The following is a 19,577-nucleotide window of genomic DNA, read 5'->3' as shown; positions in this document are numbered from 1 at the left end:
CCGAGTCATTACCATGAAGTTCATTATCAAGCTGTTCCCTGAAATCACCATCAAGAGCAAGTCGGTTCGCCAGCGCTTCATCAAGATCCTGCAGGGCAATATCCGCAATGTCCTGCGCCGCTTCGACGACGATGCCCGGGTGCGGATGGATTGGGACAAGCTGATCGTGAGTTCCCGCAATGACCAGTTCCGCGAGCAGGCCATCGAAGCTCTGGCCTGCATCCCCGGCATTCAGGCTTTCCTCGAGGTGCAGGCCAGCAAGTTTACCGACCTGCACGACATCTTCGAGCAGGTGAAGGCCGTCTGGGGTGATCAGCTCGAGGGCAAGACCTTCTGCGTGCGTGCCAAGCGCCACGGCAAGCACGAGTTCTCCTCCCTCGAAGTGGAGCGCTACGTGGGCGGTGGTTTGAACCAGCACTGCGTGAGCAACGGCGTGCGCCTCAAGAACCCGGATGTGAAGATCAACCTCGAGATCGATGGCGAGGAGCTTTTCATCGTCAGCGCCATCCACCAGGGGCTGAGCGGCATGCCCATCGCCACCCAGGAAGATGTGCTGAGCTTGCTCTCCGGCGGGTTTGACTCGGGTGTCGCCTCCTTCCAGTTCATCAAGCGCGGCTGCCGGGTGCACTACTGCTTCTTCAATCTGGGTGGGGCGGCTCACGAGATTGGCGTCAAGCAGGTGGCCTATCACCTGTGGAACCGTTTCGGCTCCTCCCACCGGGTGCGCTTCACCGCGGTGGACTTCGAGCCCGTGGTGGCCGAGATCCTCGAGAAGATCGACAACGGCCAGATGGGGGTGGTGCTCAAGCGGATGATGATGCGTGCCGCTGCCAAGGTGGCCGACGAGTTCCAGATCCCGGCCCTGGTGACCGGCGAGTGCGTTGGCCAGGTTTCCAGCCAGACCCTCACCAATCTGAACGTCATCGACCGGGTGACCGACAAGGTGATCCTGCGCCCGCTCATCACCTGGGACAAGCCGGACATCATCAGCGAAGCCCGCCGCATCGGCACCCTGGAGTTCGCGGAGACCATGCCGGAGTATTGCGGCGTGATTTCCAAGAAGCCGACCGTGAAGGCCGAGCTCTCCCGCATCGAGGCGGAAGAGGAGAACTTCGACTTTGCCATTCTGGACAAGGTGGTGGCCGAGGCCCGTTACCTCGACATTCGTCGCATCGGTGAAGAGACCGCCGCCGAGGTGCAGGAGGTGGAGACCACCGCCGAGAGCGGTGACGACGAGGTGATCCTGGACATTCGCTCCATGGAGGAGCATGACGACAAGCCGCTGGTGGTGGAAGGGCGCGAGATCATGCATATCCCCTTCTTCAAGCTGGCCACCGCCTTTGGTGATCTGCCGAAAGAGAAGACCTACCTGCTCTATTGCGATCGCGGCGTGATGAGCAAGCTGCAGGCGCTTTACCTGAAAGAGAAGGGCTTTGCCAACGTCAAGGTCTACCGTCCGTGATGTGACGGCAAGACGCGTATAAAAAATCCGGCCAAGGCGCCGGATTTTTTATTTCACTCGGATGAAGGTAGATGCTCAGGGGCAGGGGACCGGGGTGAAGGTTTCCTGACCCTGACAGCGCCAGCCCATCTCGGCCTGACGCATCTGCCACAGGTTGTTGCTGCGAAACAGGGTCAGGATGTAGAGCATGTCGCTACGCTGGCCATCAAGGGCCACCGAGAGCACCAGATCGTTGTCCAGCTGTTGAGCATGGATACGGGTGGGTACATCTTTATGGCCGACGAAGCGGCGAGCCACTTCGCGATAGTCGTTGACCCAGCCTTGCTGACTGCTGCTCGCCTGACGGATCTGCTGGTTGAACTGCTGCACCGGGGTGGATGCCAGACGCCCGAACAGGGCCTGTGCCCCCGCATGAGCCGCTGCCACCATCATCAGAACAAGCGTGGTAATGAGCCCAAGTTTTTGCATGAGGTTTTCCGGCTTGAAACGACCCCTGTATGACAACAGAAAAGCCGGCTTGGTTCAATCTTGTCCCTGCCGGGATGGGATCTCGCCCACTCTGAGGCTTCTCAGTTGCGCTGCAGCGAGAAGGTGGGCAGGGAGAGGTGCCAGTAGATGGCCGCCACCCGCAGACCAAACACCCCGAGCATGCTGATGAGCATGGCGCTGACCCTGTCTACCCCGACCTCCAGCGACAGGGTATAGAGGATGCCGCCCAGAATGCAGGCGGTGGCGTAGATCTCCTTTTGCAGCACCATGGGCACTTCCCGGGCCAGCACGTCACGGATCATGCCGCCCGCAACCCCCGTCATGGTGCCCATCAATACGGCGATAAGCCCCGATGTACCAAAGTTGAGGGCTTTTTGTGCCCCGATCACGGTAAAGAGCGCCAACCCGAAGGCGTCTGCCACCGGCAGCACATACCAGGGCATGCGGCGGGGCAGTTTGACCATCCACATGCCGATGAGCGCCGTGGTAATGACCACCCAGATATAGAGGGGGTCGCGTACCCAGAAGACCGGGGTTGCCCCCAGGATCATGTCGCGGATGGTGCCACCCCCGATGGCGGTAACCGCCGCCAGCACCATGACACCGAAACCATCCATCCTGAGACGGCCGGCCACCAGTACGCCCGAAAACGCGAATACCGCAGTACCAAACATGTCGCTGATGTAAACAATCTGCTCAACCAGTGTCTGCATGGAGAACAACTCACGTCCAATAGATGATGGGGCGGCGATTTTAGGGGCAAGGTGTGGGGATGAGCAATGCTGGCGTGCAAAAGTGGGAGCCAGCGCCGGTTTCTGAAGGCTGGGTGAAGATCACGCTCCCGCCTTGTCTGATGCGGGCTGTGGCCACTATGGCCCGGGGGGCGGGCTGTCAGGTGACAAAAAATCCCAATTTTTTTCTCAAGGGTGAGGAATAGAGGCCGATATATAGGTTAGGCGGCGATTACTGCCAGAAAGGCAGAAAAAAGAAATTAAAGTCTTGTGAAAAGGCGCCGTTAACTAAACATATCAGGCACAAAACACAATAAAGCCTGAGTGAATTAAAGTTAAATTTTAATAGCTTAGGAGAAAAATCATGAGTCTGTATATCAATACCAACGTTTCATCGCTCAACGCTCAGCGTAACATGATGAACAGCACCAAATCCCTGGATACCTCCTACACCCGTCTGGCCTCAGGCCTGCGCATCAACAGCGCCAAGGACGATGCGGCAGGTCTGCAGATCTCCAACCGTCTGACCTCCCAGATCAACGGTCTGGACCAGGGCAACCGCAACGCCAACGACGGCATCTCCCTTGCTCAGACTGCTGAAGGGGCGATGGATGAAGTGACCGGTATGCTGCAACGCATGCGTACCCTGGCTCAACAATCCGCCAACGGTTCCAACTCCGCCAAGGATCGTGAAGCCCTGCAAAAAGAAGTGGATCAGCTGGGTGCCGAGATCAACCGTATCTCCACTGCAACCACCTTTGCAGGGACCAAGCTGCTTGATGGTTCATTTAGCGGTACTTTCCAAGTAGGTGCTGATGCCAACCAAACAATCGGGTTTAGTTTGGCGCAAACAGGGGGGTTTAGTATCTCTGGGATCGCAAAAGCTGCAGGAACTACGATTGATATTGTGTCTGGTCCAGCAGGGAGTGTAACAACAGCGACCGGTATCTCCCTTATTTTCACTGGCGGCAGTGCAGGTGGGATCAGTATTAGCACTCAGAGTAAGGCCCAAGCCGTTTTGGCTGCTGCTGATGCTATGTTGGAAGTCGTAGATAGCAAGCGAGCAGAACTGGGTGCGGTGCAGAACCGTCTGGATTCCACCATTCGCAACCAGGCCAATATCTCGGAAAACGTAAGCGCAGCCCGTTCTCGTATCCGCGATGCAGATTTTGCAACCGAGACCGCCAATATGACCAAGCAGAATATCCTGCAACAGGCCGCTTCCAGCATCCTGGCCCAGGCCAATCAGCGTCCGCAGTCTGCGCTCTCCCTGCTGCAGAACTAAGGTTCTGAAGCCGAGAAAAAGAAAAGGGCGGTTGTTCAGGCCGCCCTGGTAAACAAGATGGAACAATGGGGTGTTCGGATTTACGCCTTGTTCTATCGAAAGAGAAGTTCTCTTATTGGTATACCCCTCGAGTGTTGCGCAGATCGTTCACTCTGTCACCCTCGAGGTTGTTCTCCTGAGCGTAAGCTCTTCTTTGGCCGACATTGTCGGCCTTTTTTATGGGCGTCAGAGAAGCGACGTCACTTCATACTTAGCACAGGTTGTGCCAACTTTCTGCAGTTTTGGTATTTCACACATAGCTACGGCACTAAACAGTGTCATAAAGGAGGCTATGCTCTTTCGTTCTATAGCAACTTTCTTGTAAGCGGAGAGCTCTTGCCTCTTTATCTATGAAGGCGGCAATAAATTTCCTAAAGCTTCTGGTGGGAATGCCGTTACAGAGTATGAAGCAAATTGAGGGGTGTTCGGAAATCCAGCATTTGCGCAACTGCGGGTCCTGTGTCTGTTCAAACAGAGGGCCCGCCAGATGAGGCAGACTCGTTCAAGCTGTCCATCTGAACGGTGGGAACCTAGTTGTCTATGACATCTGCAGGGCCCGCAGTTTCTTGTTCATCAGGAGAAATTTTTTATGGCCATGTATATCAATACCAATACTTCATCACTGAACGCTCAGCGTAATTTGATGAATACCAGCAAGTCGATGGATACTTCCTACACTCGTCTGGCTTCTGGCCTGCGTATCAATAGCGCTAAAGATGATGCCGCGGGTTTGCAGATCTCCAACCGTCTGACCTCCCAAATCAACGGTCTGGACCAGGGCAACCGCAACGCCAACGACGGTATCTCCCTGGCGCAGACTGCAGAAGGGGCTATGGATGAAGTGACCGGTATGCTGCAGCGTATGCGTACCTTGGCACAACAATCAGCCAACGGTTCCAACTCTGATAAGGACAGAGCTGCATTGCAGAAGGAAGTAAACCAGCTCGGGGCCGAAATCAACCGTATCTCCAAGGACACCACCTTCGCCGGCACCAAGCTGCTGGATGGTAACTACAGCGGTAAATTCCAAGTCGGGGCTGATGCCAATCAGACCATTGGGTTTAGCTTGTCTCAAGCCGGAGGGTTCAGCATTTCTGGGATTGCAAAAGCTGCGGGGACTACGATTGATATCGTATCTGGCCCTGCAGGTAGTGTGACAACTGCGACTGGTATATCTCTAATCTTCGTTAGCGGTAGTGCAGGTGGCATCAGTATTAGTACTCAGAGCAAGGCCCAAGCCGTTCTGGCCGCAGCTGATGCTATGTTGGAAGTAGTTGATGGCAAGCGTGCTGAGCTGGGGGCGGTGCAGAACCGTCTGGACTCAACCATTCGCAACCAGGCCAATATCTCGGAAAACGTGAGCGCAGCACGTTCCCGTATCCGCGATGCAGACTTTGCGACAGAAACCGCCAACATGACCAAGCAGAACATCCTGCAACAGGCGGCTTCCAGCATCCTGGCCCAGGCCAACCAGCGTCCCCAGTCTGCACTGCAGCTGCTGGGTTAAGCGGGCCTTAACGTCAACATCATTGATATGAGGAGCAGCAGATGGCCAATGAAATGATAGCCATGCCTTCTGTTACTTCGACGCTAACTCAACATGGCGGCCTTCAGGCCGCCATGTCTGCTTCTTCATCCGTATCCGTTGCGGATGGACATGATGTAGTCGAACAGAAAGGCGTCGAGTCGGCAGCCAAGGCATCGCAGGAACCACTAGCACACATCAGGGCAGCCGAGCCGAGCATTGATAAGGCCTATATAGAAAAACAGGCCCAAGAATTGCAAGAACGATTGGACAACCTGAGCAAGATGAAGGGATGGACGATCAACTTCAGCTTGGTTCCCGAGCTGGAGCAGCCGGTCATCAAGGTCATTGATGTGGATACCAAGCAGGTTATTCGACAGATCCCGAGTGAAGAAATGCTCTTGATGAACAAGAGGTTGCAGGCAATGGAACAAGCTGGGAACAACTTGCCAAGTCTCTCCGGGTTGTTGTTCGATGGCCTAGTGTGACCTGATATGTTAAGTCGATAGACAGGAGGATGTGATGGCAATTACTTCAGCGGGAGCAGGGTCTGGAATCGATCTTGAGAGTGTGATTTCGGCGAGTGTGTCAGCCAAGAAGGCCCAGTTGCAACAGCCGATCATCACCAAGCAGAACAGCACCCAGATCACCTTGTCCGGCATCGGTCAGCTGAAATCCTCCATCTCTGCCTTTACCGACATTCTTGATAAATTGAGTGCGCCAGGTGCGTTCAACAAACGCGCCATCAACATCACCCAGAGCAAAGATGACCCCATTTTGAAGGTGGAGGGCAAGTCTGGTGCTTCCAACGGTCAATACAACATCATCGTCAATAAGTTGGCGGAAACGAGCCGCCAGGAGGGGATCTTCGACAGTTCGACCACCCCTCTGGCGACTCAGGATGGGCAACTGACCTTCAAGGCGGGTGACAAGACGTTCAAGGTTGATGTGAAGGCTGGGGACACCCTGCAAGATATCCGTAAAAGCATCAACAGCAATGGCGATAACTTCGGCCTGAGTGTCAACATCGTAAACACGGCTGATGGCAAGGCCAAGCTGGTGATCGACTCCGGTATCTCGGGAGACGGCAAGGATTTGACCATCACCGGCGATAACGCCGAGCTAGGGGTCTTCGAAGCCGGTGGCGGTGTGATGAGCCAGACCCGGGCAGCCAGCAGTGCCGAGATTAACGTGGATGGCAACGTCCTCAAGAGTGATACAAACACCTTTGATGATTCCATTCAGGATCTCAAGGTGACGGTACTTCGCGTGTCGGATAAAGACAGTGCGGGGGATCTCAAGGCAAACAAGGTCGATATCACGACCGATAAGACCTCCATTCAGGAGCTTGTCCAGCAGTTCGTGGATGGTTACAACACTCTGCAAGACAAGATGAATTCCCTGGGCAAACGCAACACCTTCGTGGGTGGTGTGAAGCAGGACGATGGCGGGGCTCTGGCCGGGGATTCCACCACCCGAGCGATCGAGTCTTTCATGAGCAACCTGCTGGTCAGCCCTTCTCAGAACAGCGGTACTTATTCCACCGTCTTTGAGATTGGCATCAAGATGGACAACAAGGGAAAACTGTCCCTCGACAAGACGAAGTTCGGGGAAGCTGTCGACAAGAACTTCGATCAGGTGGTGGCCCTGTTTGGGGGAGAGAAGGGGCTGGCATCTACCCTTAATTCCGGCCTGAAAGAATATACCAAGAGCGGCGGCATGCTTGCGCAACGAGAAGATGTCCTGAATTCGGATTTGCGTGCGCTGACCCAAAAAACGGCGACGGCCAATGCCCAGTTGACGAAGTATGAAGCGGCATTGCGCGCCCAGTACGGCAGTCTAGATGCCTTGTTGGTCAAGATGAACAGTTCTGCTTCTGCATTGGCAACATTGCAGACGAGTTATCAGAAGTCTTGATAGATCGAGAGTGTTAAATTATGTACAAGCGCAATATCAAAGCATATACAGCGGGTAATTTGGCGGCCGATCTGGCCACTGCAGACCCCCATCGCGTTATTCAGCTAATGATGCAGGGCTGCTTGGAACGTTTGGCCCAAGCCAAGGGTGCTATAGAGCGCAACGATATGGAGGCCAAATCCATCGCAATTTCCAAGGCTCAAGGGTTGCTTCATGGTTTGCAGGATGCGTTGGACATGAGCCAGGGACGCATGGCGGAGGATCTGTATGGGCTTTATGCCTATATGGATGAACGTGTCTGGGATGCCAGCTTGAATCGGGATACGGAGCCTCTTGAAGAGGTGATGACACTCATGCTGACCATCAAGTCAGGCTGGGATCAACTGCCTGAGACCGAAAAAAACCAAGGCTATCAGATGAGACAGCAGTTGGGTGAGCTATGAGCACTAGGCTTGCCGAGCTCGAAAATGCACTGAACGAGAATGCCGGTCTCATAGAAATGTTGTTGCAGCAGCAGCAATATGATGATGCCTTGCAATGTATGGATGACAGGCTTGTCTTGATTGAGAAGCTGGTTGTGCTGGCTAGTAGCGATGATGCACAGCAACAGGCTGCTGCAGTTATGGCCGTCAGATTGTCCGTTCAGGAAGAGGCCATGAGAAACTTGGCCGCCACTCATCATCATGCCATTTTCGAACAATTGGCCCTGTTTGGAAGAGCCAGTAAAGCTGGCCAAGCCTATCGTGTGAATAGCAAGGAGTACTGATGTCACTCAATATAGATGTAGCTTTGAGTAAAGCCGAGCATGATGCGCAGCGACTGCAACAGCAAGCTGAGCAGGAAGCTGCCATGGCGATAGCACTACCATTGCGCTTTGAACAGAATATGGGGGCCTTTCGTCAATATATCCCCAATATTGCAGACATCTATGAGGCTTATCAGCCTACCCGTCCTTTCAAAATATTTTGTACTGAAAATGGTCAACCCAACCTGATGTGGGTTGATGAGAGTGTTGCCGTTTATGGTGCTGAACCCTATCTTATTTGTGAAACGTTGGTGAAGGAGTTTATAGAAAAGGGTGCTCTATCAAAGTTGTCATTTAGCCAAGAGACAAATCCTCTTGGCTTTATGCACGTTGAGTATCTAAATAAATTGAATATTTATCTTGACGAGATATGTGAAAATGAGACGTTGCTTGGGTATGTCCCCAGTGAGGTCCCCAGTGCCCTCGTGTTTGGCGTTGGTCTCGGATACCACCTTGGTTATCTCTATGAAAGGTGCAAGATTGGGACTCTGTTCCTCTTCGAGCCGGACCTGGACCTATTTTACGCCTCATTATATTGCTTCGATTGGGCGCCTTTACTTGATTACCTGCATCAAGAAAACCTAGGTGTTCATATTCTATTGGGGCAGGATGAACAAACAATAGTGAAGGATTTTTCGTCAGCGATTCATAGACGAGGATCATTTTTGGCAGCCAACTCCTTTATTATGTGGGGCTACCAAAATGACAAGATAAGGGCTTTGATCGAAAAAGTACAACAAGAGTATTATTTATTGGTGATGGGCTGGGGTTTTTTTGATGATAACCTGATAGCCTTATCCCATAGCATTACCAATATTGAGCGTTCGGTTCCTTTCTTACGAAAAGGAGAGAAGATCTCCTCGAAATATCAGAGGGCCCCTGTCTTTGTTATTGGAAATGGACCTTCTTTAGATGAGGCATTGGATGTAATAAAGGAACACAAAGATAATGCCATATTGGTCGCTTGTGGTAGTGCAATATCAGCTTTACACAAAATAGGTATAAAGCCAGATATATATGTTGCGACAGAGCGCACAAAGATAGTTTATGACTTTTTACTTAATCTAAACGACCCAGAATATCTTCATGATATTATTTTCTTGAGTACTGATGTTATTCATCCAGATTGCTCTACCTTGTTTAAGCAATCGGCTTTGATTTTTAAAGCCGGTGAGCCCGGGTCTTCTGTCTATCAAACCAATTTCCCTACATTACCTCACTACGCTGTAATTGGTGGAGTGAATCCTCTGGTAGGAAATATTGGAGTTAGTGCGCCAATTTATCTTGGTTTTACAAACCTTTATCTGTTTGGTTTAGATAATGGTTATAAAAATAAAGGGCATCATCATTCTAGATATAGTTCATACTATAACAATGAAGATAATGCTAAGGCTCTTGGTAATCTAATGTATAGTGATAAACAGTGGTCTCGTGAGGGGAATTTTGGTGGTGAGATAATTAGTAATATTATGTTTGATACCTCTCGTAGGGTTGTCGAACAGGTTCTTTCTACAAATGAAAATGTACAATGTTTCAACTGTAGTGACGGTGTGAAAATTGAAGGGGCTAAAGCATTGCCAGCCAGTGAGGTGAAATTATTTCATCCTATTAATAAACACATCATACTTGATGAAATAACTAGATTGTTTTCCCCCATCCCGTTGTCAAAACAAAATTTTGAACCTCTTATAGATGTTGACTATTTTAACTATTTTGTAGATAAAATGATGGGGGAGTGGCAAGAAGTATTCTCGTCCCGCAATCAAATAAATCAATTGATGTTGCGCAATTTTAATTATCTTTCGCAAATTTCCTCTACCAATCAGCGGCACATATCACAAGTCATGATCGGCTCTATGAATTATGTGTTTACCTTACTTAGTACAATTCTTTATTCGATTGAAGACGAAGACAAAGCTCTACATCTTATGAAGCCAGCAATTGACTTATGGCTAGAGTTTTTAGCTGAAGCAAAAAAAATGTATCCAAGAGCTCTCGATAGTGTCGATATGATAGACAATGAAGTTATTGTACTATTCAAAAAATAAAGTGTCGTCTGCAAAAGCGTTTAAACCGCTTTAGTAATACAGTAATCACCTGTCACTGACCAAGATGGTGCTTTGTTTCTGTTTCTTTAGAGCGTCTGTCCTGCGGTTTAAATATCAGGTCTTTTTGGGGATGCTGTTGGAGGTCTCTGATGCCTTTAATCTCGATCGCCTCGCATATCTGCTCCACCGCGTTGAGGGCGCGGGGGGTGAAGCGGTGCAGTTCATCGGCGTTGATGAGGGCGAGCCGTTGGTGTTTGACGGCGTCCAGCATGGGCCACTGCCGCCAGTGATCCAGCACGGAAGGATCCTGGCCGCCAGCCAGGATAAGCCCGGGATTGGCCTTGATCACCTGCTCCAGCCCGGCCTGGGGGTAGGCTGCTCCCGCCGTCGCCATGATGTTGCGTCCGCCGCAGAGGGTGATGGCCTGCCCCGGCCAGGTCGAATTATTGACGCTGGTGAGCGGCGGGTACCAGAGCTGATAGAAGACCGACAGGGGTTTGGGCTCGCCGTAGCGCGCAGCCAGGGCGTCGAGCCGGGTCAGATAGGCGCGGGCTTGCTCGTCGGCTCTGGGCGTGAGCCCGAGCAGGTGCCCCAGGCTGCGCATCTCGGTGGCCAGGGAGGCAAAGTCGGTGGGCTCCGAGTAGAAGACGGGGATGCCGAGGCGCTCGACCGGGCTCAGCATGCGGGCCTGGGCGGAGCGCCAGGCCACTACCAGATCCGGCTTCTGGGCCAGCAGCGCCTCGAGGTTGATGCTGCGATAGTTGGCCACCCTGGGGAGGTTGGCCACCTCGGCGGGGTAATCGGAGGCATCGTCGGTGGCGACCACGCGATCCCCAGCGCCGATATCGAACAGCAGTTCCGTCAGATGGGGAGTGAGGCTCACGATGCGCTGCGGCGGGGTGGCCATGGCGCACAGTGAGGTGCCCAGCATGCAGACAAGCAGGCCCAGGGCACGAAGGGAAACGCGATCAGCCATGATTTAGCGCCATCCATGTCAGGAGCAGCGAGAGCCCGAGCCAGCCCCAGCCGGTCAGTTGCAGACGCTGCAGCAGGCGCAGGGGCAGGTTGGCATCGGGTTCGCTCCCTTCATCAAATACCGGAAAGCGCACCAGCTGGCCCTGATAGTAGCGGGGGCCGCCGAGTCGGCTGCCCGTCGCCCGGGCCAGCTGCGCGAGCAGGACCCCCATGGCGGGATGGGGCCAATGCAGCGCAGGCCGCACTCTGTTGCCCAGCCCGCGCACCTGGGTCAGGCACAGGGGGAGCGCCAGCAGCAGGATGGCAGGGGCGCAGAAACCCTGATAGAGCGCCGCAGCCGGGCGGCCGAAGTGGACGAACGCGTTCTGCTTGGGGTTCCACGCCAGATGGGTCAACTGGGCGAGCCGCACCAGCAGGGCACCCTGTACCCCGGCCAGAGCAAAACCCAGCAGGGGGGCGGCCCACTGACCGACGAGGCGCAGTACGCAGGTCTCGCTCACCGCCTTGTTCAACCCCATCACCGAGAGCTTGCCGGTTTCCCGCTTGAGCCAGGGGGCGACCTGCAGCCTCGCCACGGCCAGCGTCTCCTGGGTTGCCAGAGCGCGGCTCCCTCGGGCGAGTTCCCGCAAGGGGCGGGATTCGAGCATCAGCAGCAGGAACAGGAGGTCGAACAGGGGCTCGGACAGGGAGAGATTGCGCACCGCCCAGAGACCGGCAGCGCAGGGCACCCAGACCACCAGCAGGGCAAGGAGCCCGGCCTGGCTCTGCTGGCGTGGTGTGCCGTCGGGGCGATAGACCTTCTGGCCGAGGCGGGTGAGCAGAGGCACTGCTGCGCCGGGTCGAAAGCGTGCGGGCCAGGGCAGCAGGGCCTCCAGCAGGGCGGCCCCCACCATGATGGCCGCCATCGTGGAGGCGAGGGCGGTCATCAGGACATCCCAGGAGGGGGCGTCGATCACAGCTTGCCGAGCAGCGCGATGATCACTTCGGCGGAGTGTTGACCCGCCACCTCGATGAAGGCATCGAAGGATTCCACCTGCTCCTTGCCGGCGATGTCCGACATGGCCCGTACCACCAGATAGGGCACCTTGAACATGTGGCACACCTGGCCGATGGCGGCCCCTTCCATCTCCACCGCCAGCATCTGCGGGAAGTCGGCACGGGCTTTCGCGATGGCGTCCGGCTTGCACATGAACTGATCGCCGGTGCAGATGAGCCCGACCTTGGTCTGGTGCTTGCCTTGCTCGGCAATGCAGGCCTGTGCCAGGGCGATGAGTTTTTCGTCGCAGGGGAAGGCGGCGGGCTGCTGGGCCATCTGGCCCATTTCGTAACCGAAGGCGGTCACGTCCACGTCGTGGAAGCGCATCTCGCTCGCGATGACCACGTCACCGATGTGCAGATCCTGGGCGAAGCCGCCGGCGGAACCGGTGTTGATGACGCAATCGGGAGCGAACTTCTCCAGCAGCAGGCTGGTGGCGACGCTGGCGGCGACCTTGCCGATGCCGGAGCGGGTCAGGATCACCTCTTTACCGGCCAGCTTGCCCTGATAGAACTCGCAGCCGCCCAGTTGCAGGGTGGTGGGCTCGCTCAGCTGGCTGCGCAGGAGGGCCACTTCCTGCTCCATGGCGCCGATAATACCTACTTTCATCATCTACCTCGTCTCGATGGCCGCTGGGCCGAAAAAGTTGGCGTGGATGATAGCAAAACTTGGCGGTGGCGCCGAGCATTGCGATGGCGCGGATGGGGGGTCAGGGGTAGCGTCTGGCCAGGGCGGCCAGTTCACCACTGTCTGCGAGCCGTTGCAGGGTGTTGGCGAACAGGGTCAGGCGCTCGGGGGCACTGTGGCGATGGAACAGGATGTAGAAGGGAGTCTCTTCCATCACGGTGGGGAGGATGCGGATCTTGTCGGCCAGCCCCTGTTCGCGCAAGTCGGACTCAAACCCCGGGGAGCGGTAGTAGACGAAACGGCCGCGCTTCATCAACAACTTCTCGTAGTTGGCCTGGTTGCTGATCCCGCCGCTGTCGATGATGAGGCCGCCGATGTCCTGGAGCCGGGCGATGGCACCGCTGCCATGGTTGATGAGGATGATGCCCGCCTGGCCGAGGGCCCTGACATCCTGCCAGCTGCGTATCTCGACGGGATCGTCACGGCGCACCGCCAGGTGGTAGCGCACCGTGAAGATGGCGGGGGTCAGGACGATGAAGTGATCCCGCCTGGCCGGGCTCTCCCCCACGCCGCAGATGAAGTCCAGCTGGCCGTGCTGCACCTTCTTTTCCAGCCGTCGCAGCGGCAGGAAGCGCTGATCTCCCTCAATGCGAAGGGCAGGCTCCCTTGCTTCCATGAGCCGGAAGAGATCGACGCAGATCCCGCCGACATGCCCGTCGGGGAGCGTCACGTACTTGGGGGACGACGCCTGCTGCGCAGCCGTATGAAAGACCTCGGTGGCGCCAATGGCCCTGGCGGTGAGGACAAGCAGACACAGCAGCAGGATTATCCTGAGGGTCATCCGGGCAGGCTTCCGATGGGATTCAGGCGCCGTACATCAACCAGTCAAAGGGCGCCGGGGGCTCAACATTAGGCGATTTCCCCCTCTTATTTCAAGGGGTTCGCGCTGTCGTCACTAGGCGCACGGGGCTTGAGGGGGGTGATCAGCCGAGTGCGGTGTCGAGGGTCATCATCAGAGCGAAGCCTGCCATCAGGCCCAGGGTGGCGTGGGTCTGGTGGCCGTTGCGGTGGGTTTCCGGGATCACTTCGTGGGAGACCACGGGTTGCATGGGGCATCGGCGTTTCATCCCAGGGCTGTATCCAGCGTCATCATCAGGGCGAAGCCTGCCATGAGCCCCAGGGTGGCGTGGGTCTGGTGGCCGTTGCGATGGGTTTCCGGGATCACCTCGTGGGAGACAACAAACAGCATGGCACCGGCCGCGAGCCCGAGGCCGATGGGGTAGGCGATGGCCATGCCGCTGGCGAGTCCGACCCCGAGCAGGGCGCCGAGCGGTTCCAGCAGGCCGCTGCCGATGGCGACCAGCACGGCCACCAGCGGGCGAAAACCGGCTGCGCACATGGCCAGCGCCACCGCCAGCCCTTCGGGAATGTCCTGCAGGGCAATGGCGGTCGTGAGGGGCAGTCCCACCGTCATGTCTCCCTGGGAGAAGCTGACCCCGATGGCCATGCCTTCGGGCAGGTTGTGCAGGGCGATGGCGAAGACGAACAGCCAGACCCGTGAGCAGCTCTCATGGCCGGGACCACAGGGGCCGGTCTTGTCGTGCTCGTGAGGGGTGAATTGATCCAGTCCCAGCATCAGCAGCACCCCGAGGGTCATGCCGGCCACCACCACGGCGGCGGCGAGGAAGCCGTCACCCGTGATCCCCTCGGCGGCCTCGAGCCCCGGCAGCAGCAGGGAGAAGGCGCTCGCCGCCAGCATCATGCCGGCGGCGAACCCCAGCATGGCATCCTCCACCCGTTGGGGAACGGCGCGCAGGAACAGGGCAGGCAGGGCGCCCAGCGCCGTGGCGGCAAAACCCGCAGCGCCGCCGATGAGGCCATAGCGTACCCCGGGCGTTATCTCCCCTGCGGCCAGCATGACGAGACTCTGCACCAGGAGCAGCAGCACGGCGACCAGGGCGAGCAGCAGCCCCAGGGCGATGAGGGGGCGATCCGCTATCTGCTCGCGCAGTTGGACAGACCAGGAAGGGGAGAGGGTCGATACGTTGTCCATGGGGCCTCTGAAGACAGGAATGGGGAGAGACGAGCGGCCATTACATAACCTGGCCCCTGCTTTGTCCATGACGGCGGACCGATTGTGGCAATCGGCTCAAGTTTTGCGTCGAGCTGGTCGCTCCTGTGCTGGCAGCCTCGTGGCGGGCACAAGGCCCGGCGTGGGGCGAGCGGGAAGCAAGGGATCCCCTCTCTTCGCTCCCATCGTCATTTCCCGTCAGGAGTCTCGGGTCACCGCTTACACGGATGTGATCATTGTGTCACTGCACATCTGCAGTCGAGGATCACCAGCCAACATGTCTTACAAGCATCTCTCCATCGGCAAGAAAATTGCCGCCGTCTTTGCGGTCATTGCTGTCATCAACGCCGTCTTCGGCCTATTTCTCGCCACCGAACTGCGGGACATTCGGGATCGGGTATTGAACTTCACCGACTCCACCCTGCCAAGCGTGCTCTCGGTGGACAACTTGCTCTACGACGTCTCCTATGTGCGCCGTGCCCAGTTTGCCCTGCTGATGGTGGAAGATGCCGTCGACAGGCAGGTTCGCCGCGCCCGCATCCAGGAGAGCCTGGGCAAGGTGCAGCAGGTCATGGATGCCTACGAGGCAACCGTGGGGGCCGAGCATGAACGCCAGGCCTTCAACCGCGTCAAGCAGCAGTGGCTGCAATATCTGGGGGCCGTCAACCAGGTGGATGCCCTGTTGTTCCAGGGCAGCAGGGATGAGGCCAGGGAGGCGCTGTTTCGCTCGAACGGGCTCTACACCGAGCTGGAGCTGGCGGTGCGTGCCCTGGTGAAGGTGAATCTTGGCTTTGTGGAAGAGAACCGTGGCAGCCTGCTTGGCAGCGTCACCATGGTGATGACCTTTGCCGTGGTGAGCATCGCGACCCTGCTGATCTTCATGGGGGTCATGACCTGGTTCCTCACCCGCCAGATCTGCCTGCCCCTGCAAGCCGTGGTGGCCCAGGCCAATGCCATCGCCCTGGGGGATCTGACCCATCGGCTGGATCGCCAGCACATCGGGCAGGACGAACTGGGGATGCTGGCCAGCGCCTCCCTCAAGATGCAGGACAACCTGCGTGGGCTCATCGAGGAGGTGGCCGCCGCCGTGACCCAGCTGGGGGCCGCCATCGAGGAGGTGAGCGCGGTCTCCGAGCAATCATCCCAGGGGATCCAGAGCCAGCAGCAGGAGATAGCCCAGGTCGCCACCGCCATGGCCCAGATGAAGGCGACGGTAGCGGATGTGGCGGGCAACACCGAGGTGGCCTCGGAGTCGGCAAGCTCCGCCAATGCCCTGGCTCGTCGCGGCAGTCAGGATGTGCAGGGGGCACTGGATGCCATCACCCGGGTGGCCGGTGAGATGGAGCAGGCGGGCAACCTGGTGAGTGAACTGGAGAAAGAGTCTGCCCAGATCAACCTGGTGGTGGATGTCATTCGCGGCATTGCCGACCAGACCAACCTGCTGGCACTCAATGCCGCCATCGAGGCGGCCCGTGCCGGTGAGCAGGGGCGCGGCTTTGCGGTAGTGGCCGACGAGGTGCGCACCCTGGCGGGGCGTACCCAGGCCTCCACCGGCGAAATCGTCGCCATCATCGAGACCCTGCAGGCCCGTGCCAATCGGGCGAAGTCGGTGACCGGCCAGAGCTGCGAGATGATCCGCCAGTGCGTGAGCCAGAGCGAACGCACCAGTGCGGGCATTCGTCAGATTGAAGAGGCGGTGGCCCAGATAGCCGACATGGCGATCCAGATTGCCAGTGCCTGTGGCGAGCAGGATGCGGTCTCCGATGAGCTGGGCCGCAACGTGGCGCGCATCAACGACTCCTCCAACGAGGTCGCGACCGGCGCGGATCACACCGCCAAAGCCTGTCTGGAGCTGAGCCAGCTGGCGGCGGGTCTGCGCCAGAGCATGGGGCGCTTCCGTCTGGCCTGACGGTGGTTGCAGCCAATGAAAACGGGGCCCTGGGCCCCGTTGTTTTTCTCACCGCCAGGCGGCGTGGGCTCAGGCGCCCAGGCCGGTACCGGCGTCTTTCTTGGCAATCAGCTCAATCTTGTAGCCGTCCGGGTCTTCCACGAAGGCGATGACGGTGGTGCCGCCCTTCACCGGGCCCGGTTCGCGGGTGATCTTGGCGCCGGCGGCGCGCAGCGCCTCGCAGGTGGCATAGATGTCGTCCGCTTCCAGGGCGATGTGACCATAGGCGGAACCGAGCTCGTACTCGCTCACGCCCCAGTTGTAGGTGAGCTCGATGACGGCTTCATCCTTCTCGTCGCCGTAGCCGACGAAGGCCAGGGTGTACTTGTATTCGCTGTTCTCGCTCTTGCGCAGCAGTGTCATGCCCAGCACTCGGGTGTAGAAGTCGATGGAACGTTGCAGATCGCCGACGCGCAACATGGTATGCAGAATTCTCATTGCTCAATTCTCCGGGTTGGTGGATTGGTACTGCCTTGAATCCATGGCCCGAGACCGGATCCGCAGAGGCCTGCAGATCAACTCTCGGGATAGACCTTCTCTTTGTATTCGCACAAATCTTCGATGATGCAGGAGCCGCAGCGGGGCTTGCGGGCGAGACAGGTGTAACGCCCGTGCAGGATGAGCCAGTGGTGCACGTCCAGCTTGAACTCCGCGGGGACCACCTTGAGCAGCTTCTCCTCCACCTGATCGACGTTCTTGCCCACTGCAAAGCCGGTGCGGTTGGAGACCCGGAAGATATGGGTGTCGACGGCGATGGTGGGCCAGCCGAAGGCGGTGTTGAGCACCACGTTGGCCGTCTTGCGGCCGACGCCGGGCAGGGCCTCGAGGGCCTCGCGATTCTCCGGCACCTCGCCGCCGTGGCGCTCCAGCAGAATGGCGCAGGTCTTGATGACGTTCTCGGCCTTGGTGTTGAACAGGCCGATGGTCTTGATGTACTCCTTGACCCCGTCCACCCCCAGATCCAGCATGGCCTGGGGGGTGTTGGCCACCGGATAGAGCTTGTCGGTGGCCTTGTTGACGCTCACGTCGGTGGCCTGGGCCGAAAGCAGCACGGCGATGAGCAGCTCGAAGGGCGTGGTGAAGTTGAGCTCTGTGGTGGGATGGGGGTTGTCATCGCGCAACCGCTCCAGGATCAGCCTGCGTTTCTGGTTGTTCATGGCTCTCTCTTGTCTCAGAGCTGGGTCGTGCGGGCGCCCGCCGCCGGCACGGTGCAGTGGGCCTTCTCGGCACTCTGCTTGCGGCCCATCCAGTCGTTGATGGCGTTTTTGCCGGCGATCATCAAACCGAGGCCGATGAAGCCGCCGGGGGGCAGGATCGCCAGCAGCAGGCTGGCGTCGGCGTGGAACAGCTCGACGCGCAATGACTTGGCCCAGTCACCCAGCAGCAGCTCGGCACCGTCAAACAGGGTGCCCATGCCGATGATCTCGCGAAGGCCCCCCAGTACCAGCAGCACCAGGGTAAAGCCCAGCCCCATCATGAAGCCGTCGAGGGCGGCAAGCAGGGGCGGGTTCTTGGAGGCATAGGCTTCGGCGCGGCCGATGATGACGCAGTTGGTGACGATGAGGGCGATGAAGATGCCGAGCGCCTGATAGAGGCCGTAGGTGTAGGCGTTCATCAACAGCTGCACGCTGGTCACCAGGGCCGCGATAATCATCACGTAGACCGGGATGCGGATATCCTTGGGCACCCAGTTGCGCACCAGGGAGACGGCGAGGTTGGAGCAGACCAGTACCACCATGGTGGCAAGGCCGAGCCCCAACGCATTGGTAAAGGTGGAGGAGACCGCCAGGGTGGGGCAGAGCCCCAGCACCTGCACCAGGGAGGGGTTGTTCTTCCACAGTCCCTGCAGCATCAGCTCCTTGAGCTCTTCGCGGCGGCCACTTTCCCCGGCGGGTTGGCTGGCCGTGTCAATCACGTCGACTTGTTCCATAGCGTGTGCTCCGGCGTTAGGGGTTGGTATGGCAGGAGGGGGCATCGTGCAGCAGTTCGGGGTGCTCCTGTTGCAGCCTCAGCAAATTTTTCACCGCCTTGACCACGGCCCGCGGAGTGATGGTGGCCCCGGTGAAGGCGTCGAATTCGCCGCCATCCTTCTTCACCGCCCAGGTGGTGTCGTTGTCGGCCGTGAGGGACTTGCCGGTGAAGCTGTCGATCCAGCTGGATTTCTTCAGTTCTATCTTGTCACCAAGCCCCGGGGTTTCCTTGTGGGCCAGCACCCTGACCGCACTGACGGCCCCCTTGGCATCGGTGCCGACCACCATGCGAATGGCTCCACTGTAACCATCGGGGGCCACGGTTTCCAGCGCGTAGCCGGTATGCACCCCCTTGAGGGTGGCGGTATAGAGGGGCATGGGCTCATCGCTGCCCAGGTATTCCCGGCTGCTGACCAGCTTGCAACTGGCCACCAGATCGTTGTCATAACTCCCCTCGGGCAGCAGGGCCTGCAGGGTGCGCAGCTTCTCCAGCTCTTGCTGGTGGGCGATGCGATCCCGGGTCAGTTCGTTGGTCAGCACCACCATGGCGGTGCAGCCGAGGGCAAAGAGGGCCAGGGTCAGGCCATTCTTGCGCATGCTTTTCAACATGGGAGGCTCCCTGTCTCGCGTCTGCGGCAATTCAGATGTG

General features: G+C 57.6%; 21 protein-coding genes. 9 read left to right on the top strand and 12 right to left on the bottom strand.

Features of this window, described 5'->3' with window-relative positions:
- The first annotated feature begins 13 nt into the window (after positions 1-13).
- Complete coding sequence (gene thiI / locus ACB037_RS00590) at positions 14-1,462, top strand: tRNA uracil 4-sulfurtransferase ThiI (protein ID WP_010674285.1); 1,449 nt, start codon at positions 14-16, stop codon at positions 1,460-1,462.
- Between the two features lie 75 nt (positions 1,463-1,537).
- Here thiI and ACB037_RS00585 read toward each other — a convergent pair whose 3' ends face one another.
- The gene (locus ACB037_RS00585; protein ID WP_039038657.1) at positions 1,538-1,930 is read right to left on the bottom strand and encodes a hypothetical protein; all 393 of its coding nucleotides are present in this window, start codon (positions 1,928-1,930) and stop codon (positions 1,538-1,540) included.
- Positions 1,931-2,031: 101 nt separating this feature from the next.
- The gene (locus ACB037_RS00580; RefSeq protein ID WP_010674287.1) at positions 2,032-2,664 is read right to left on the bottom strand and encodes a trimeric intracellular cation channel family protein; all 633 of its coding nucleotides are present in this window, start codon (positions 2,662-2,664) and stop codon (positions 2,032-2,034) included.
- A gap of 382 nt (positions 2,665-3,046) precedes the next feature.
- Between ACB037_RS00580 and ACB037_RS00575 the strand changes: the two genes are divergently transcribed.
- The 7 genes from ACB037_RS00575 to ACB037_RS00545 all read left to right on the top strand — a co-directional run bounded on the left by ACB037_RS00575 (position 3,047) and on the right by ACB037_RS00545 (position 10,301).
- Entirely contained in the window at positions 3,047-3,967 is a 921-nt protein-coding gene (locus ACB037_RS00575; RefSeq protein WP_139736566.1) for a flagellin, read from the top strand.
- Between the two features lie 628 nt (positions 3,968-4,595).
- A complete protein-coding gene (locus tag ACB037_RS00570; RefSeq protein ID WP_139736565.1) occupies positions 4,596-5,513 on the top strand; it encodes a flagellin in 918 nt (305 codons plus the stop codon).
- Between the two features lie 41 nt (positions 5,514-5,554).
- Positions 5,555-6,019, top strand: a complete 465-nt coding sequence (locus ACB037_RS00565) for a flagellar protein FlaG (protein ID WP_233462862.1) — start codon at positions 5,555-5,557, stop codon at positions 6,017-6,019.
- A 34-nt stretch (positions 6,020-6,053) separates the two neighbouring features.
- On the top strand, positions 6,054-7,448 hold the full coding sequence (fliD, locus tag ACB037_RS00560; protein ID WP_139736564.1) for a flagellar filament capping protein FliD: 1,395 nt from the start codon (positions 6,054-6,056) through the stop codon (positions 7,446-7,448).
- A gap of 20 nt (positions 7,449-7,468) precedes the next feature.
- Entirely contained in the window at positions 7,469-7,891 is a 423-nt protein-coding gene (gene fliS, locus ACB037_RS00555) for a flagellar export chaperone FliS (protein ID WP_139736563.1), read from the top strand.
- On the top strand, positions 7,888-8,214 hold the full coding sequence (locus tag ACB037_RS00550) for a hypothetical protein (protein WP_233462864.1): 327 nt from the start codon (positions 7,888-7,890) through the stop codon (positions 8,212-8,214). Before fliS ends, ACB037_RS00550 begins: the two co-directional genes overlap by 4 nt.
- Positions 8,214-10,301 (top strand): 6-hydroxymethylpterin diphosphokinase MptE-like protein, encoded by a 2,088-nt coding sequence (locus tag ACB037_RS00545; protein ID WP_371174760.1) that lies wholly within the window; start codon positions 8,214-8,216, stop codon positions 10,299-10,301. The genes ACB037_RS00550 and ACB037_RS00545 overlap by 1 nt, the downstream gene beginning before the upstream one ends.
- Positions 10,302-10,353: 52 nt before the next feature.
- Here ACB037_RS00545 and ACB037_RS00540 read toward each other — a convergent pair whose 3' ends face one another.
- The 6 genes from ACB037_RS00540 to ACB037_RS00515 all read right to left on the bottom strand — a co-directional run bounded on the left by ACB037_RS00540 (position 10,354) and on the right by ACB037_RS00515 (position 14,992).
- Entirely contained in the window at positions 10,354-11,277 is a 924-nt protein-coding gene (locus tag ACB037_RS00540) for a cobalamin-binding protein (RefSeq protein ID WP_371174759.1), read from the bottom strand.
- A complete protein-coding gene (locus ACB037_RS00535) occupies positions 11,270-12,202 on the bottom strand; it encodes a cobalamin biosynthesis protein (RefSeq protein ID WP_371174758.1) in 933 nt (310 codons plus the stop codon). The genes ACB037_RS00540 and ACB037_RS00535 overlap by 8 nt, the downstream gene beginning before the upstream one ends.
- A gap of 26 nt (positions 12,203-12,228) precedes the next feature.
- Positions 12,229-12,921, bottom strand: a complete 693-nt coding sequence (gene mtnN, locus ACB037_RS00530) for a 5'-methylthioadenosine/S-adenosylhomocysteine nucleosidase (RefSeq protein ID WP_010674306.1) — start codon at positions 12,919-12,921, stop codon at positions 12,229-12,231.
- A gap of 100 nt (positions 12,922-13,021) precedes the next feature.
- Positions 13,022-13,780: an ABC transporter substrate-binding protein gene (locus ACB037_RS00525; protein ID WP_010674307.1), complete on the bottom strand. Its 759-nt coding sequence runs from the start codon at positions 13,778-13,780 to the stop codon at positions 13,022-13,024.
- Between the two features lie 142 nt (positions 13,781-13,922).
- Positions 13,923-14,066 (bottom strand): hypothetical protein, encoded by a 144-nt coding sequence (locus ACB037_RS00520; RefSeq protein ID WP_371174757.1) that lies wholly within the window; start codon positions 14,064-14,066, stop codon positions 13,923-13,925.
- Positions 14,063-14,992, bottom strand: coding sequence for a ZIP family metal transporter (locus ACB037_RS00515; protein WP_336578567.1), 930 nt, complete (start codon positions 14,990-14,992; stop codon positions 14,063-14,065). Before ACB037_RS00515 ends, ACB037_RS00520 begins: the two co-directional genes overlap by 4 nt.
- A 295-nt stretch (positions 14,993-15,287) precedes the next feature.
- Between ACB037_RS00515 and ACB037_RS00510 the strand changes: the two genes are divergently transcribed.
- On the top strand, positions 15,288-16,919 hold the full coding sequence (locus ACB037_RS00510; RefSeq protein WP_010674309.1) for a methyl-accepting chemotaxis protein: 1,632 nt from the start codon (positions 15,288-15,290) through the stop codon (positions 16,917-16,919).
- A gap of 69 nt (positions 16,920-16,988) precedes the next feature.
- Here ACB037_RS00510 and gloA read toward each other — a convergent pair whose 3' ends face one another.
- The 4 genes from gloA to rsxG all read right to left on the bottom strand — a co-directional run bounded on the left by gloA (position 16,989) and on the right by rsxG (position 19,537).
- A complete protein-coding gene (gloA, locus tag ACB037_RS00505; protein ID WP_010674310.1) occupies positions 16,989-17,396 on the bottom strand; it encodes a lactoylglutathione lyase in 408 nt (135 codons plus the stop codon).
- Positions 17,397-17,473: 77 nt separating this feature from the next.
- A complete protein-coding gene (gene nth / locus ACB037_RS00500; protein WP_005302279.1) occupies positions 17,474-18,115 on the bottom strand; it encodes an endonuclease III in 642 nt (213 codons plus the stop codon).
- A 14-nt stretch (positions 18,116-18,129) separates the two neighbouring features.
- A complete protein-coding gene (locus ACB037_RS00495; RefSeq protein WP_010674312.1) occupies positions 18,130-18,888 on the bottom strand; it encodes an electron transport complex subunit E in 759 nt (252 codons plus the stop codon).
- A gap of 16 nt (positions 18,889-18,904) precedes the next feature.
- Entirely contained in the window at positions 18,905-19,537 is a 633-nt protein-coding gene (gene rsxG, locus ACB037_RS00490) for an electron transport complex subunit RsxG (protein WP_043156385.1), read from the bottom strand.
- Positions 19,538-19,577: the final 40 nt, after the last annotated feature.

It is taken from the genome of Aeromonas sp. S19(2024), from assembly GCF_041402625.1.
Lineage (GTDB): Bacteria > Pseudomonadota > Gammaproteobacteria > Enterobacterales > Aeromonadaceae > Aeromonas > Aeromonas caviae.
This window is presented reverse-complemented; position numbering and strand designations above follow the sequence as displayed.